The following is a 15,657-nucleotide window of genomic DNA, read 5'->3' on the forward strand; positions in this document are numbered from 1 at the left end:
GCACCACCGCCCGGGTCGCCGCCGGGATGAACGCCCTCGTCGAAGCCGACGATCGCCAAGGCGGGCACACAGAGTTGGAGAAGGCCGCCGTCCAGGGCCGCGACGGCGTGCTGGAGTTGCGGCAACGCGATGCCGGCGAATGCCTTCGCCGAGCCCTGTGCGCGGCGGCAGCCGAGTACACCATCATCGCGGCCTGGTCCTGGACGCACCCCAAGGTCCAGCCGCTCCACGAGGTGTGGGGGTACGCCAAAGCCGGCGAGCAACAGCCGTTCACAGGGACGAGGAGGCAGCCAGCCTTTGCAGCATGCAGGATGCAGGATGACCTCGACGACCATCCCGTAGCCGAACTGACCGACCCCATCACGACCTTGCCGCTGGTCCGCGGCCGGTAGGCGCGCGTGAGTTCGCCGCTCCCGCCGAGGTCGGCCAGGAAGGCTGCGATCACCTGCTCAGCCCAACATGCGCTCGATTCTCGCGGCTCCTACCGTGGATGAGTAAACGGCCGACGCGGGAGGGGTTCCCGTGGTCAACGGGGTGGCGCGTGTCGGCTCCGCACAGCACCGGAAGGCGGAAACGGATATGGCCACACGGTCAGACACCCCCGTTCTCGACACGCTCGCAGCCATGACGGTCGACTCGATCGAGCGCTGCGGTCTGGACGAGAGAACATTCATTCTCACCCGCCTGGCCGCGCTCGCGGCCATGGACGCACCGGCGATCTCCTACCTCGCGCATGTCGGCCCTGCCATCAAGGCCAACCTGACCGCCGAGCAACTGCAGGACGTTCTCGTTGCCATCGCCCCAGTGGTCGGCACGGCACGCGTCATGTCGGCCGCAACCCACATCACCGAGGCACTCGGCATCACCATCGCCTTGGCCGAGGCCGAGGCCGAGGCAATGGCCGAGGCGGAAGCCCAGAGCCGGAGCAAGCCCTGAGCGAGCCCTGAGCGAGCCCTGAGCGAGCCGGCAACCGCAGTGACCGCAAGTGGACTTCATGAACCGTCACCAGCCGCCTGATCAGGTCCTCGGACCTCAGCGACAACACGGCTCCCGGTACCTCCCGATACAAGAAACGGGGGACCCAAGATGTGCCGCTGGATCGCCTACTCGGGTACACCTGTCCTTCTCAGCCAGGTCCTGTTCAAGCCGCAACACTCCTTGATCGACCAGAGCCTGCACTCCCGCATGGGGGTGGAGACGACCAACGGCGATGGTTTCGGTGTCGGCTGGTACACGCAGGACACGGACACTCCGGCGGTGCTGCGGGATGTCGGTCCCGCCTGGAACAACCGCAATCTGTTGGAGGTTTCCCACCACGTTTACTCGGGTCTGTTCTTCGCGCACATCAGGGCCTCGACCGGGACTGCCGTGCAGCAGACCAACTGTCACCCCTTCCGGAGCGGTCGCTGGATGTGGATGCACAACGGGGCGATCAGCGGGTTCCACCGGCTCCGGCGGGACCTCGCACTGGCCGTCGATCCTGCCCTGTATCCCGACATCGAGGGTTCCACCGACTCCGAGCTCATGTTCTTCCTGGCCCTCACATTCGGCCTGACGGAGGATCCTGCCGGTGCCGTGGCGCGCATGGCCGGCCTGGTCGAGAAAGCGGGGCACGCGCACGACATCCCCCACCCGCTGCAAATGACCCTCGCGGTGGCCGACGGCGAACGCATATGGGCCTTCCGCTACTCCAGCGAAGGCCGCTCTCGGTCGTTGTACTTCAGCACCCAGGTGGACGCCCTGCGTGCGCTCCACCCGGACGCCGCGTTCCTGCGGGACATCTCCGACGAGACCCGCCTCGTCGTGTCCGAACCGCTGGGCGCCCTCCCCGGCGCATGGAACGAGGTGCCGGAGAGCAGTTACGGCATCATCCAGCCGGGCCAAGACGTGCTCCGTGCTTTCCGGCCCGCCCTGCAAGGCGACTCGGCCTGGAGCCGGCCAGCAAGCTCGTGAACGGGCCAGTGGCCCGCTGTGTCGCGCGCCGGGGCAGGAGGACTGGGATGCTGGGAAGGCGCGCTGCCCGTGACGTGACCCTGACGGACCGGGGTGGTGAGCGCCGTGGCCGAGACCTACGAGAACGCCCAAGGACCTACTGTTCCGGCCATTCCGTGCGCCGATCCCCTGGGAGACCCGTTTCTGCGCACCCGCTTCGCCCTCCCCGCGAGACCCGCGACGTTCCTGCGGCGGCAACGGCTCGTCCAGCATCTCGACCAGGCTCTGCGGACACCGTTGACACTGGTCAACGGGGCGGCCGGGGCCGGCAAAACCCTGCTGGCCGCCGACTGGGCCGCCGGACTGCGGCCGCCGGTCGCCTGGCTCACCGTCGAAGTGGGGGACCGGCGTCCCGGGGTCTTCTGGGCCTACGTCCTTCAGGCACTGCGCGCCTGCGGCGCACCGGCATCCGACGCGGTCGGGGCCCCCGCGGACGCGACCGGGGTGGACCAGAAGCTGCTGGCAGCCCTGGCCGCCGAGCTGGACGATCGCGACCGGCCCGTGGTCCTCGTACTCGACGAGTTCGACCGCGTGACCGCTCCGGAGGTCGCGGAGCAGCTGGAGTTCGTACGGCACCACGCCGGGCGCGGCCTGCACCTCGTCCTCGTCACGCGCACCGAACCGCTGGTTCCACTGCACCGTTACCGGGCGGCCGGCGAGCTGACGGAGATCCGCGCCGCCGATCTGGCCTTTACGCCGGAAGAGGCCGTCGCACTCCTTGAGCTGCACGGTCTGAGCCTTCCGGCCCACGCCGCGCGTGCCCTGGTGGACCGCACCCGGGGCTGGGCCGCCGGACTGCGCCTGTCCGCCCTGGCCGCGCGGGAGAGCGCCGACCCGGAGCTCTACCTGAAGGAGTTCGAGGCGGACCGCAGTACGGTCGCGGACTTCCTGCTGGCCGAGGTCCTCAGGGGACAGCCGGAGGAGACACAGGACCTCCTGCTGCGCGTCAGCGTCCTGGAGCGTTTCTGTCCCGACCTGGCCGACGCGCTGACCCTCCGGACCGATGCCGGGCCCATTCTCTCCGGGCTGCACCGCGACAACGCGTTCGTCGAGCACCTCGGGCACTCGTGGTACCAGCTCCATCCGCTGTTCGGGGAGATACTCCGGGCCCATCTGCGCGAGCGCCTGCCCGGCTTGGAGCCGGAACTCCACCGGCGCGCCGCGCGGTGGCTGCGCCCCTCCGGATTCCTGCGGGAGACACTCGCCCACGGTGCCGCCGCCGGAGACTGGGATTTCGCCGCCGGTGCCCTCATAGACGACCTGGCGATCGGACAGCTCTTCACCGGCCTGCGCTCGGGTGACCTGGACCAGGTGTTCTCCCACATGGGGCCCGAGGCCAGGAGCCCGGCGACGGACCTCGTACGCGCCGCCCACGACCTGTCCCGGTGCGACCTGGACCGCGGTCTGACCCGCCTGCGTCACGCCGAGGAGCACCTGGCCGACGACGCGCCCGAGCCGGCGGCTGCCCGGCTGAGCTGTGCGCTGCTGGAGGCACTGGCCGCCCGGCTGACCGGATGTCCCCCACGGGCCGAGAAGGCCGCCGAAGCGGCCGACGAGCTGTGGCGGGAGGTGCCGGCGCACCTCCTGGAGAAGCATCCTGAAATCGCCGCTCTGCTGCTGACCCATCTGGGATCGGCACGCCTGTGGGCAGGGCGTTTCCAGGACGCGCGCGCTGCCCTGACCGCCGTGGCCGATACTCCCGGCGGAGCCTCCACCGTGCTGCCCCGGGAGGAGTCGATGGGGCACCTGGCCCTGCTCGACTATCTGAACGGCTGGCTCGGCCGGGCGGAACGCAAGGCCCTCGCGGCGTTGTCCGAGGCGGAGCGGGTCGGCCTGCCCCAGCCGTCCGGCTCCGGCATCGAACGGCTGGTTCTGGCCGCCGTGGCCGTCGACCGCCATGAACTGGACCGGGCCCAAGCCCTCCTCAACGAGACGGCCCGGCTCCCGTCGGGAGCGCGTGATCCAGTGCCCGCGGCGGGACGAGCCCTCGCCACAGCTCGTCTGCTGATGGCCAGAGGCCGGGCACGAGCCGCCGTCGAGGCGGCGGACCCGGCCGTCTCCGCCGTCGAGGCGTCACCTTGGGCGGCAAGCCATGAAGCGCTCGCCGTCTCCGCCGCCCACCTGGCCGAAGGACGGCCGGACGAAGCCACCGAGGTACTCCAGCGCGTGTCCGGCGACCAACCGACGTGCGCCGTGGAGGCCGCGGCGCTCCACCTCGCCGCAGGGCGTCCCGAGACGGCCGTCGACCTGCTCGACAGCATCCGCGCCCAGGGCGGGACGGGCCCGGCGGTGACCGTGAGGGCAGCGCTGGTGAGGGCTCAGGCCGCGGAGGGCGCGGGAGACACCGCAACAGCACGCAGGCTCGTGGCACAGGCGCTCCTCGACGCCCGGCGCGAGCGGCTGCGGCGTCCGTTCCTCGATGCCGGAGCGTGGATCCGGCCCCTCCTGGCCTCGGCCTCACTGCACGAGCTGGCAGCGGGCTGGCTCACGCCCGGCCCGCTCCCCACGCGACGGGGTGAGCAGCCCGGACCCGAACCGCCGCGCACGCCGCTCGTCGGGGTGGAGCTCAGCGGACGTGAGCGTGACGTCCTGGAGCGGCTGGCCCGGATGATGTCGACGGAGGAGATCGCCGCCGATCTGTACGTGTCGGTGAACACGGTGAAGACCCACCTCAAGAGCGTGTACCGGAAGCTGGCGGTGAACCGGCGGGGCGAAGCTGTGCACCGCGCGCGCGACCTCCGGCTGCTGTGAACACGCGCGCGTCCGGCGCCCCCACCTGCAGGACATCACACGGGTGATGCCCTCCCCCGCAGCGGCTCGAGCTGGTCCTGCCGTCGCGGGGTCAACAGCGCCAGTGGCGGCGTACCGTCACGAGGTCAACAGCGCCAGTGGCGGCGCCAGTACCAGAGCGCGCCGACCGCGGCGGACGCCGTGGCCAGGGTGATGCCGAGGACCGGCCGACGGCTCTCGGCGATGCGCGGGCCGGTCAGGATGGTCACGGCGGTCAGGACGAGCGGTACGGGGAGGGAGAGGAGCGCGCGGAGTGCGGCCGCCATTACGTCGGGTTCGAGGCGGGAGGTCCGGCGGCGCGGGGCGGGTGCGGTGCCGGCGAAGTAGTAGGCGAGCACACGGTCTGCCAGGCGGGCGTCGGCGCGCTGGTGGTTCACGGCCATGTAGGGGAGCCAGACAAGGGGGGCGACCAGTCCGACCAGGAGGACCACGCCGAGCAGCAGCCACCCCCAAGCCTGGACGGCGCCCCGGCGTGCGCGCCGACTCGCGTCCTGGCTCTCGTCGGCCGGCGTGAGAATGCCGAGGAGGCGGGCCATGCGCAGGGTGACGGTCCACAGCGCCGTCCATCGCTTCCAGCGGGCGGGTGCGCCGGTGGCGCCTCCGGTGCGGGTGAGCGCGTCCTGGGCCTGGCGGGTGTCCTCGTACACGCCCTGGGGACGAGGAGTTCGCCGGCGCGGGCGCTCGCCGTGGGGTCGCGGCCGTCGAGGGCGGCCAGCTCCAGGACCGTACGTCCTGGCGGAGCAGCGCCGCGCAGAACGCGACGGGAATGAGCACGATGAACGGGCCGCCCACGATCGATCCCTCCGATACGACGGCCCGTCGGCCCCGGGCGACCACCCGAGCTCGGAGCTCCGCCTCGCTGGCGTCGGGGTGGCTCCGCCGAACCGAGGCGATTGCTTCGGGCACGGCCGGGCCGATGCGGCGGACGGCGAAGTCGGCGAGGAGTTCGGGGAGGTGCCCGGGATAGGTGACGGCCGATGCCAGCAGCGAGCGTTCAGGGGAGGGCTCCTTGCCGGAGCCCTCGGTTCTCAGATTCTCCGGGCGCGGCACATGTCGTATCTGCCACGAATCACTTTGATCAGGACGACCGGTCGGTTCTCTCACCTCCGGCGGACACCACCGCGGTGCGGCCCCTCCCCCGTGGCGGGTGAGGCACGGGGCGCGTGCCCGGGATGTGATGAAAGGAGCGGCGAGGCGTGCGCCGGCCACCTGCCCCGCCTGCTCCAGCGGCGTACCGGGGCGGGACGACTCTGCGAGGTGGACACCGTGAAGCACTGGCGGGCTCTGATCGTCCTCGGCACGGCCCAGTTCCTCATGGTCCTGGACACCTCCGTCATGAACGTGTCCATCAGTCAGCTGGTCGAGGACTTCGACACGGAGGTCACCGCCATCCAGGCCGTCATCACTCTGTACGCGCTGGTCATGGCCGCGTTCATGATCACCGGCGGCAGGTTCGGGGACATTCTGGGGCGTCGCCGCATGTTCCTGCTGGGGCTGGTCGTCTACGGCGTGGGGTCGGCCCTGACCGCCGTGGCACCCACGCTGTGGGTCCTCACGCTGGGCTGGTCCGTCATCGAGGGGCTCGGTGCCGCCATGGTGCTGCCGGCCATGGCGGCCCTCGTCGCGGAGTCGTACCGCGGGAAGGACCGGGCCGTCGCCTACGCGGTCATCGGCGGGCTCGCCGGCGCCGGGATCGCGGTCGGCCCGCTGCTGGGCGGCTGGGTGACGACGTACCTGACCTGGCGGCTGGTCTTCGCAGGCGAGGTCGTGGTCGTCGTGGCCGTCCTGCTGTGCCGCCGGGTGATCGCGACGCCCGCCCCGACCGGTCCACGCCCCCGGCTGGACGTCGTCGGTGCGGTGCTCTCCGCGGCCGGACTGGGGCTGGGCGTGCTCGGGGTGCTGCAGAGCAGCACATGGGGGTGGGTGCAGCCCCGCAACCCGCCCTTCACCGTCCTCGGCTTCGCCCCGACGCTGTTCGTCATCGGCGCCGGGGCGGCCGTCCTGGCCCTCTTCCGGCACTGGGAGAGGCGGCGGGAGCACCAAGGCGTCGACCCCCTCGTGCACCTGTCCCTGCTGGGCAGACCCGTGCTGCGGTCCGGCCTGATGACGCTGCTGAGCCAGAACCTCATCCTGCTGGGGCTGTTCTTCACCATCCCGCTGTACCTGCAGGTGGTTCAGGGGTTGGACGCCTTCGAGACGGGGCTGCGCCTGCTCCCGGTGTCCGTGACCATGTTCGTGACCTCCCTGTCCGCGTCCTCGCTGGGACGAGTGTGGGGGCCGCGCCGGGTGGTCCGGCTGGCCCTGGCGACCCTGGCGGCGGCCATTGTGTGGCTGCTGGCCACCATCGACCCGGTCATCGACGACGCACAGTTCGCCGGAGCCATGGCTCTGCTGGGCGTGGGCGTCGGCCTGCTCGCCTCGCAACTGGGCAACGTCGTCCAGTCCGGCGTCGGGGAGGAGGAACGCAGTGAGGCCGGAGGGCTCCAGTTCACGGCACAGAATCTGGGCTCCGCGCTGGGCACCGCGCTCATCGGGTCGATCCTCATCGGTGCGCTGGCCAACGCCTTCACCACGCAGGTGGCGGACGATCCACGGCTGTCCGCCCAGACCCGTGAACAGGTCGGTGTCTCCCTGGAGGCCGGGATCAGCTTCGTCTCCACCGATCAGGTGCGCTCTGCGGCCGAGCGTGCCGGGCTGCCGCCGTCCGAGGTCGACGCCGTCGCGGACTCCTACGCCTCCGCGCAACTGGACGGCCTGAAGGCGGCGATCCTGGCCACCGGCGGCATCGCTCTCGCCGGTTTCCTGGTCACGCCGCACCTGCCGACCGCCCGGGAAAGCCGTCCGCGGCAGCCGGACGCCGCAGCTCCGACCGAAGCGACCGGATCGACGCGCTGAGTGCTAAGTCCGGAGGGAGTCACCGGTGATCAGGACCAGGGCCGGCCCGGCCACGGCCCGCGCGGAGCGCCGGGCCGAACGCGGAGACGGATGTTGGGACGAACGCCGGGCCCACGCACCGGCGTGGTGTTCTGGATCGCACACGTGCATGCCCAACTGTTCGGGGCCCGCCTGGCGCAACAGGCTCCGGATCGCCGGGTCGTGCTGTGCGTGTGCCGTGACGAGTGGCCGATCGTCAGGGCCGCCCTCCCGTCGGCAGCCGCGGTTGCCGCCGGCCCGCTCCTGGGGCTGGACGTGCGAGGCGCCCTCCGGCTGCCGCGGCACGCCGCGCCTGTGGTGGTCACCTGTACCGGGTGAGGTCCCGCGGGGCACGGAGGCGGACGATCGCAGGTAAGGGCGCCGTCCGCCGGACCGAAGCAGTCCATGGAAGGACAGCTCGTGCGCTACGAGATCCGCATCGAGGGACACCTGTCGGAAACGCTGGCCAAGGCGTTTCCGGAGCTGGGCCACGTGGTGATGTCCGGCCAGACCATCCTGTTCGGCCCTGTCGTGGACGAAGCGCACCTGTATGGGCTGCTGACACGCTGTCAGTCACTGGGCCTGCGGGTCATGGAGATGCGCCAGCTGCCGGAGTGACGGGATCGGGCGCTGTGCGACACCGGATCGGCCCGGGGGCCGTACCCGGCGACCGCGTCGCTCAGAGCCGCTCCGCCCTGATCCGGCCGGAGCGGCAGGCGGCCTCCAGCGCCGCGAAGTCCCGCTCGTTCTGGTCGGCGTACGACTGGGCGAACTCGGTGAGCGCGCGGTCGAAACGGTCGCCGGCGCCCAGGTAGGCGGCGATGGCGATGGGATCGCCCGAGCGGGCGTGGGCCCGTGCCAGGGACGCCCCGCACAGCCGGCCGAAGAGGGCGAGCAGGCCCGGCCCCATGGTCTCCGGCTGGGCGATGCCCTTCCAGTCCCACAGTTGGCGTACGTAGAAGTCCCGCTCCTGCCCGTCGAGGCCCACGACGCGCGTCCAGCCCAGGAAGATGTCGCTGGTCGTCTGTATCAGGCGCTGTCCGGTCACCACCCGCTGCCCCTGGTTGTCGTAGCGGTCGCCGCCCGTGTAGGCGGACAGCACCGACTCCTGGGCCTCTTTGGCCTGAAGCAGAAGCGGATCGTCGTCGTCCCTGCCGAGCAGGAGCAGGATCCAGCAGCGCGTACCGACACTGCCGACGCCCACCACCTTCCGGGCCATGTCCACCAGACGGTAGTGGCGCAGCAGGTGGCGGCGTTCGGACGGCAGGGTCCGCGCGTACCCGTCCACGAGGCTCCGAAGCTGCCTCTCACGCCCTTCTTCGGAGGGGTCGTCGAGCAGGTGGTCGATCGGAGTGATCAGTGGCGGGTCGGGGGTGATGCGACGGCCCTGGGCCGTGACCCTGGTGAGCTTGGCGAAGGCCCGCAGATGGGTACGTGTGCGGGCCCGCTGCGTCGCGCGGGCGGTACGGCGTGCCGCCTCCTCGTTCCTCGACGAGGCCATCAGCTCCCGCAGCCGGTCGGCGTCGTCCTGGGCGTACCAGATGTCCAGGGTGCGCATGCCGGCGAACTCGCGTATCCGCTCCCGGTACGCCCGCACGCAGGCGCGCACGGTGCTGTTCTGCTCCTTGAGCGAGAAGCCGTTCGCCCGGGCCGCCGTCACGAAACCGGCCGCCAGCCGTTTGACGTCCCACTCGAACGGTCCGGGCAGGGTCTCGTCGAAGTCGTTGATGTCGAAGACCAGACGACGCTCCGGCGAGGCGAGCAGCCGGAAGTTCAGGGGATGAGCGTCCCCGCAGAGCTGTACCTGGAGCCCCGTGCTGGGGAGGGGCGCCAGGTCGGCTGCCATGATCGCGGCAGCACCGCGGTAGAAACGGAACGGCGACTCCAGCATGCGGCCGTAGCGGATCGGCACCAGCTCCGGTACCCGCTCGGCCGACTGCCGCTCCACCACCTCGACGGGGTCGGGTCGCTGCTGCGCGGTCTCGTACCAGCCGTGCGACGAACGCGACGCCCGCCGGCGTGCACTCCTGCCGTACGCCGCTCGCTCGGCCGGGGACAGGGACGCGGTGAAAGCTCTCGGCACGGTCATGGTGCGGCCTCCTCGTCCGGTGTGGCGGCGTCGGTGCCGGAACGCGCCTGCGCCGACGGCGCGCGGCGCTGCCGGCGCAGCCCCGCCTGGACCGCGCTCGCCAGCACCCGCGCGGCGACGCCGACGAGCAGCAGCCCTCCCGCCATCTGCACCATCGTCAGCACGCGCCCGGTCTGGGAGTGGGCGGTGATGTCCCCGTAGCCGACCGTGCTGAAGGTGGTCAGAGTGAAGTACAAGGCGTCCGTCCTGGTCAGCGGTTCGCTGAAGGAGCCCGGGGCGGAGCGGTCCAGCAGGTAGTAGGCGCTGGCGAAGAGGACCAGGAACAGCACCAGCGTGGCGGCCAGGGCCTCGACGGCCTTCAGACGTGGGTGGGGTGAGCGCGCGATGCCCCGCACCTCCCACCCGAACACCAGCAGCACCGCCAGCAGGCCGCACACGAGCAGCGCCGAGGAACCGGCCGTGCCGGGCTCGTCCAGGGGCAGCAGGTAGTAGGCGGTGACGAGGCCGACCGCGACGAGCACGGCGCGGGCGATGGTGACGACCGCCGCCCACCGGCGGGGGCGGGACCGCCGACGCGGCCGGTCCGCGTCCTGCCCGGACCGGGCCCGGTCCGTCCGGGCTGTGCTCGGATCGCTCATCTCGTGTCTTCTCGCTCCGTCCGGCCCCGGACGGCGGGTGGGCCGGGCACCGGGGGACTTCCAGCTCACCGCCACGGCGGCGTCGACGGATCACCCGTGGTGGGTGATCCGGTCCCCGAGCGGCAGGCGTGACCCTGGAGCGGTCAGGTGCTCGCGCACCGCCCCCTCACCCCCGCCTCGTCGGTTTCCGGAGGCGACGGCTGCTCACGCGAGGAGGAGCCATGACCATGTCGCGTGGTCCGGCATCGCGTACCGGACAGGAACCCGAGCCCGGCGGGGCGGCCCCCGGTGTGCCGGGCGACTCCGCGTACATGCTCACGCGGCTCGGCCGTTCATGGACCTGGCTCCTGGGGTCGGCCGTCGCGACGCTGCTGCCGGGCGTCCTGGTGCTGGTCTGGCCTGAGGCGACCCTGCACGTCCTGGCGGTCCTCATCGGCCTGTACCTGCTGGTGACCGGGGCCTTCCGGTTCGTGGCCGTCTTCGCGCGAGAGGGGCACGAGCGGCTGCCGGGGCTGCTCCTGGCCGTGCTGCATGTTCTGGCCGGGGTGCTGTGCCTGCGCAACCCGCTGCAGACGATCGCCGCGCTCTCGCTGATCATCGGGGTCGTCTGGCTCGTGTCCGGCATCCTCACCCTCTACACGGCGATCGCCGTCGAGGACCTGGCGCACCGTGGCGTCGTCATGGTCGCCGCCGTACTCGGCATCGTCGCGGGGATCGTGGTGCTCGCCCTGCCGGCCGAGTCGGCCCGCGTCCTGACCCGGCTGCTCGGCCTGTGGCTCGTCCTGCTCGGCCTGACCGAGGCGGTGGTCGCCCTCGCGTGGCGGGCCGCGCTCCGCAAGACGACCGCCCCCGGGCCGCACGCCCCCACCACGACTGCCTGACACCACGCGCGCCGCTCGGGTGCGGCTGCCACCACGACCGTCTCCCGATCGGCGACCGTCGCGGCCGCCACGGCGCACAGGGAGAGGAGTTCCCATGGACCCGGCCGCTCTCCCGGATCCGCCGGACTCCGGCGGATCCGCCGACCGGCACCACGTCATGGCCGCCGAGGAACGAGCGGAGTACGAGCGACTGCGCCGTCACGCGGCGGTGCGCCACCGGCGGCTGCGCCAGGTCGGCTCCTCAGTCCTTCTCCTGCTGGCCCTGCTGCTCGCGCCCCTGGCCGTCGCCGCGGCCTGGGTGCAGGAGACGGTCTCCGATACCGACCGGTACGTGGAGACCGTCGCGCCGCTGGCGTCCGAGCCGGCCGTGCAGGAGGTCGTGATCAACCGGCTCACGGACCGCGTGGTGGAGAACGTCGACGTCGCGGCGGTGACGGACTCGCTCGTCAAGGCCCTCCAGAACGCCGGGGCTCCACCCCGCGTCGTGGAAGGGGCCGAGTCCCTCGAGGGTCCGCTGCGCAACGCGGTCAGAGGCGTCGTCGACCGCATCATCACCCGCGTGATCACCAGCGACGCCTTCCAGCAGGTGTGGGAGGGCGCCAACCGGCGCTCGCACGCCGTGGTGGTGAACATGCTCACCGGAGAGCGCGAGGGTGCCGTGCGCGCCGAGGGCGACACCGTCCAACTGGACGTGGGAGAGGTCGTCGACCAGGTACGGGAGCGGCTCGTCGACGCGGGATTCGACAAGGCCGCCGCCATCCCGGACACCGACCGGACGATCACGCTGTTCCAGACCGAGGAACTGGGCAAGGCACAGGACGCGATGCGGCTGCTGGACATCCTCGGCACCTGGCTGCCCGTCCTGACCGTCGTACTCGCCGCGCTCGCCGTGTGGACCAATCCGGCCCACCGGGTGATGCTGATGATCACCGCGTCGGGCGTCGCCGTGATGATGGTGGTGCTGCTCGTCGCGCTGGCCGTCGTCAGACGGGTCTATCTGGACTCGGTCCCGCCTGACGCGCTGCCCACCGACGCGGCCGCGGCGATCTACGACACGTTCGTCCGCTTCCTGCGCGACAGCACGCGCACCCTGCTGGTGGCGGCGGTGATCACAGCACTGGTCGCGTACCTGTACGGTCCCGGACGCCCCGCCCGCGCCGTCCGCACGGCGGGGGACCGGAGCACGACGGCCGCCGGCCGAGGGCTGCACCGCGCCGGACTGCGCACCGGGTCCACAGGTCGCTGGCTGACGGGCCACCGGGCATGGACCACCGGCGGCGTCATCGCGGCGGGAGTGCTGGCGCTGGTCCTCTGGAACCACCCCACGGTCGGAGCGGTGGTACTCGTTCTCGGCATCGCGGTGGCCGTCCTGATCATCCTGGCGATCCTCGCGGCGGCCGCCGGACCGGCCGACCGGGCGGCGGACCAGGCGTCGGAGGGGACGGCCCCGTGAATCGCGCTCGGGAAACCCGGCCTCGGGCACACGTCCCGCAGGCACCCGGCGTTGAGATCGCCCCCTGGCCAGGCCGCCGGAGCGCGTCAACCGGGGTTATTGGACTGCCGCACGCTCACCCGCATCGGGTGAGGCCGCTCGGCCCTTGCCGTGCCCACGCTGAAGACAGCACGCAACGGCGGCCGGGCGGGCGCCCGGGACGGAGGAGAGAGATGAGCGCGCAGACGTACATGGCGTACGACTATCCCCTGCTGAGCGTCTTCTGGAGCATGCTCCTGTTCTTCCTATGGATCATGTGGTTCGTCCTGCTCTTCCGCGTCGTCGTCGACATCTTCCGTGACGACGACCTGGGCGGCGGGGCGAAGGCCGGCTGGCTGGCGTTCACCATCCTGCTGCCCTTCCTGGGCGTCTTCGTCTACGTGGTCGCCCGCGGCAAGAACATGGGTCGCCGGGAGGTCGCGCAGGCGCGCGCGCAGCAGGAGGAATTCAACGCCTACATCAGGCAGACCGCGGTCGGCGGCCGGACCAGCAGCGTCGACGAGCTCGCCAGGCTGTCCGAGATCCGCTCCCGCGGCGACATCACGGACGAGGAGTTCCGCAGGGCGAAGGACCTGGTCCTGACCGGCCACGGTCCGGCGGAGCGCTCGGGATCCGCCTCCCGCACCTCCGGTCACTGAGTATCCGGACCCACCACGAAACGAGGCGCACGATGACCGCGACACACACTCGGCCGGCACACACGGCGAAGCAGCAATGGGCAACCGGCCTGACGGCCTTCGCGGCGGTGATGCTTTTCCTCGTCGGCCTGCTCGACATCTTCCGGGGCATCATGGCCATCGCCGAGGACGACATCTTCGTCACGACGCGCGACTACGTGTTCGAGTTCGACCTGACCGGCTGGGGCTGGGTCCACCTCGCTCTGGGCGCGGTCGCCGTGATCGTCAGCATCGGGCTGCTCCAGACCGCGACCTGGGCGCGCGTCGCCGGTGTGGCCATCGCCGGACTCGTCATCATCGCCAACTTCCTCTCGCTGCCGTACTACCCGGTGTGGTCGGTCGTGATGATCACCATGTCGGGCTTCATCATCTGGGCCCTGTGCGTGGTCCGGCGCGACAACCTCTTCGAGCTGTCCGAGGAGCGCCCGGCCTACGAGGAGCGCCCACAGCACAGGGTGTGAGAGCGCCCACAGCACAGGGTGTGAGGCGGAAAAGAAGGGCCGTCAGAGTGGAATCACACGGCGGGGACACCAGGGGATCGGGAGGGACAGGACCCCCGACGGTGCTTGACGGCAGTACCGGGCGCGCCCGCATCGCCGTACTCGCCCTGCTGGCAAGCGTCCTGGTGCCACTCGTCGCCGCTGGTCTGCGGAGTGTGCTGTGGGCGCTGGCCGGCATCGCCGGACTCGCGCTGGCCGCCGTCGGCGTGTGGTGGACCCTGGCGCACACCGGTGCGCTCCGAGCCCTCGGGGCGGCCCTGTCGGTGATCGGGCCGGTCGCTGTCCTCGCTCTGTATGCCACGTTCGGCATGCTCGGGCCGGCCTTGCTGTCCCTGGCTCTGTGGGTCCTGGCCGTCACGGCGGCACGTACGGCCCTGAGCCCCGGGCACACCACCTCCGAGCAGTCCGAACAGGCTGTCGCCGAGGCGCCGCACCACCCCTGGATCCTCATGAATCCGCGCTCCGGTGGCGGCAAGGTCGACCGTTTCCATCTGGTGGAGAAGGCCCGGGCGGCCGGCTGCCGGGTGATCCTGCTCGAAGGCGGCCAGGATGTCGTCGAACTGGCCCGGCAGGCAGTCACCGAGGGGGCCGATCTGCTGGCGGTGGCGGGCGGCGACGGCACCCAGGCACTGGTGGCCGAGGTCGCGGCCCGCCACGACGTGCCGTTCGTGGTGGTTCCCGCCGGCACCCGCAACCACTTCGCCCTCGATCTCGGCCTCGACCGCGACGATCCTGCGGCGGCCCTGGAAGCACTGACCCACGGCGTCGAACTCCGCATCGACCTCGGGTACGCCGCGGACCGGGTCTTCGTCAACAACGCCTCGTTCGGAACATACGCGTCCGTCGTCACCGACCCCGCGTACCGGGACGCCAAGGCCCGCACGACCCTGCGCACCCTCCCCGGCCTTCTCACCGGCGAGGACGCACCCAGACTGCGGGCGCGGGCCGACGGAACGTACGTCGACGGACTCCAGGCACTCCTCGTCAGCAACAATCCCTACGGACGGGCCGTCGACGCGGCCCATCCGGGGCGCAGGGAGCGGCTGGACTCGGGCCTTCTCGGCGTGGTGTGTGTGCGGGTCGGCAACACCGCCCAGGCGGCACGCCTGGTGCGCGGTCGACGCTCCGGGGGACTCATCCGGCTGAGCGCCGGGGAAGTCGTCGTCGAAGCCGACACCGACATCCTCCCGGTCGGCATCGACGGAGAGCACGTCGTTCTGCCGTCGCCCGTCGTGTGCCGCAGCGCGCCCGGGGCGCTCCGGGTGCGTGTGCCGCGCCGTCGTCCCCACGCACCGCGTGTCAGCGGCGGGGCGGCCGACTGGCCGCGCGTGGCACGGTTGGCGCTGGGGCGCCTGCCTGTTTCCGAGTGAGTGGCTCAGCCAGCCCCATGCCGGCAGCTCGTCCCCATCAGCCGTACTGCTTGATGTGGCCGTGAGCTGCGGCTTCTTACGGATCAGGCAGGGCTTTCGGGCCCCGCCCTCGTCATGTGCCGGGTGGGGCCGTCGGGCGGCCAGGTGCCTACGAAATCGTCACAGAAGAAAACGCCGTCAACGGATCGTAAGTATCCCATCGGGGTCGGAGAGTTGACACAATCGCGGTCAGGTACTGGTCGGAGCGGCGTGCCCCACTTGCCGGGTGAGGACGGGCCGTTGCCCGCACCAAAACAAGAGGGCGGCTCCAGTGAC

Annotated in this window: 14 protein-coding genes and 1 pseudogene; 12 read left to right on the plus strand and 3 right to left on the minus strand. The window is 71.4% G+C overall.

Going from position 1 to position 15,657, the window contains the following annotated elements:
- The first annotated feature begins 26 nt into the window (after nucleotides 1-26).
- From CES90_RS16400 to CES90_RS16415, 4 genes are all read left to right on the plus strand, one after another.
- Nucleotides 27-392 carry a hypothetical protein gene (locus tag CES90_RS16400; RefSeq protein ID WP_189783331.1) on the plus strand — a complete coding sequence of 122 codons (366 nt, stop codon included), beginning with the start codon at nucleotides 27-29 and terminating at the stop codon, nucleotides 390-392.
- 187 nt (nucleotides 393-579) lie between these two features.
- Nucleotides 580-936: a carboxymuconolactone decarboxylase family protein gene (locus tag CES90_RS16405; protein WP_189783423.1), complete on the plus strand. Its 357-nt coding sequence runs from the start codon at nucleotides 580-582 to the stop codon at nucleotides 934-936.
- A 150-nt stretch (nucleotides 937-1,086) separates the two neighbouring features.
- Nucleotides 1,087-1,953, plus strand: coding sequence for a class II glutamine amidotransferase (locus CES90_RS16410; protein WP_189783332.1), 867 nt, complete (start codon nucleotides 1,087-1,089; stop codon nucleotides 1,951-1,953).
- A 105-nt stretch (nucleotides 1,954-2,058) separates the two neighbouring features.
- Nucleotides 2,059-4,743: a LuxR C-terminal-related transcriptional regulator gene (locus CES90_RS16415; RefSeq protein ID WP_189783333.1), complete on the plus strand. Its 2,685-nt coding sequence runs from the start codon at nucleotides 2,059-2,061 to the stop codon at nucleotides 4,741-4,743.
- A 125-nt stretch (nucleotides 4,744-4,868) separates the two neighbouring features.
- Here CES90_RS16415 and CES90_RS16420 read toward each other — a convergent pair whose 3' ends face one another.
- Nucleotides 4,869-5,429, minus strand: a complete 561-nt coding sequence (locus CES90_RS16420) for a hypothetical protein (protein ID WP_189783334.1) — start codon at nucleotides 5,427-5,429, stop codon at nucleotides 4,869-4,871.
- A 619-nt stretch (nucleotides 5,430-6,048) separates the two neighbouring features.
- Between CES90_RS16420 and CES90_RS16425 the strand changes: the two genes are divergently transcribed.
- The 3 genes and pseudogenes from CES90_RS16425 (at nucleotide 6,049) to CES90_RS16430 (ending at nucleotide 8,313) form a co-directional block, all read left to right on the plus strand.
- Nucleotides 6,049-7,677: an MFS transporter gene (locus tag CES90_RS16425; protein ID WP_189783335.1), complete on the plus strand. Its 1,629-nt coding sequence runs from the start codon at nucleotides 6,049-6,051 to the stop codon at nucleotides 7,675-7,677.
- A 117-nt stretch (nucleotides 7,678-7,794) separates the two neighbouring features.
- Nucleotides 7,795-7,992 (plus strand): annotated as a pseudogene (locus CES90_RS49570) (hypothetical protein); the annotation flags it as partial.
- Nucleotides 7,993-8,115: 123 nt separating this feature from the next.
- Nucleotides 8,116-8,313 (plus strand): hypothetical protein, encoded by a 198-nt coding sequence (locus CES90_RS16430; RefSeq protein WP_189783336.1) that lies wholly within the window; start codon nucleotides 8,116-8,118, stop codon nucleotides 8,311-8,313.
- Between the two features lie 61 nt (nucleotides 8,314-8,374).
- Here CES90_RS16430 and CES90_RS16435 read toward each other — a convergent pair whose 3' ends face one another.
- Both CES90_RS16435 and CES90_RS16440 read right to left on the minus strand, forming a co-directional pair.
- On the minus strand, nucleotides 8,375-9,784 hold the full coding sequence (locus CES90_RS16435; RefSeq protein ID WP_189783337.1) for a DUF2252 domain-containing protein: 1,410 nt from the start codon (nucleotides 9,782-9,784) through the stop codon (nucleotides 8,375-8,377).
- The gene (locus CES90_RS16440) at nucleotides 9,781-10,422 is read right to left on the minus strand and encodes a potassium channel family protein (protein WP_189783338.1); all 642 of its coding nucleotides are present in this window, start codon (nucleotides 10,420-10,422) and stop codon (nucleotides 9,781-9,783) included. Before CES90_RS16440 ends, CES90_RS16435 begins: the two co-directional genes overlap by 4 nt.
- Nucleotides 10,423-10,643: 221 nt before the next feature.
- On the opposite strand from CES90_RS16440, the gene CES90_RS16445 reads away from it, so the two are divergent.
- The 5 genes from CES90_RS16445 (at nucleotide 10,644) to CES90_RS16465 (ending at nucleotide 15,342) form a co-directional block, all read left to right on the plus strand.
- On the plus strand, nucleotides 10,644-11,303 hold the full coding sequence (locus CES90_RS16445; protein ID WP_189783339.1) for an HdeD family acid-resistance protein: 660 nt from the start codon (nucleotides 10,644-10,646) through the stop codon (nucleotides 11,301-11,303).
- Nucleotides 11,304-11,397: 94 nt separating this feature from the next.
- Complete coding sequence (locus CES90_RS16450) at nucleotides 11,398-12,756, plus strand: hypothetical protein (RefSeq protein ID WP_189783340.1); 1,359 nt, start codon at nucleotides 11,398-11,400, stop codon at nucleotides 12,754-12,756.
- Nucleotides 12,757-12,968: 212 nt separating this feature from the next.
- The gene (locus CES90_RS16455; RefSeq protein ID WP_189783341.1) at nucleotides 12,969-13,433 is read left to right on the plus strand and encodes an SHOCT domain-containing protein; all 465 of its coding nucleotides are present in this window, start codon (nucleotides 12,969-12,971) and stop codon (nucleotides 13,431-13,433) included.
- A gap of 32 nt (nucleotides 13,434-13,465) precedes the next feature.
- Complete coding sequence (locus CES90_RS16460) at nucleotides 13,466-13,933, plus strand: DUF7144 family membrane protein (RefSeq protein WP_189783342.1); 468 nt, start codon at nucleotides 13,466-13,468, stop codon at nucleotides 13,931-13,933.
- A gap of 101 nt (nucleotides 13,934-14,034) precedes the next feature.
- Nucleotides 14,035-15,342: a diacylglycerol/lipid kinase family protein gene (locus tag CES90_RS16465; RefSeq protein WP_189783343.1), complete on the plus strand. Its 1,308-nt coding sequence runs from the start codon at nucleotides 14,035-14,037 to the stop codon at nucleotides 15,340-15,342.
- Nucleotides 15,343-15,657: the final 315 nt, after the last annotated feature.

It is taken from the genome of Streptomyces capitiformicae, assembly GCF_002214185.1.
GTDB lineage: Bacteria > Actinomycetota > Actinomycetes > Streptomycetales > Streptomycetaceae > Streptomyces > Streptomyces capitiformicae.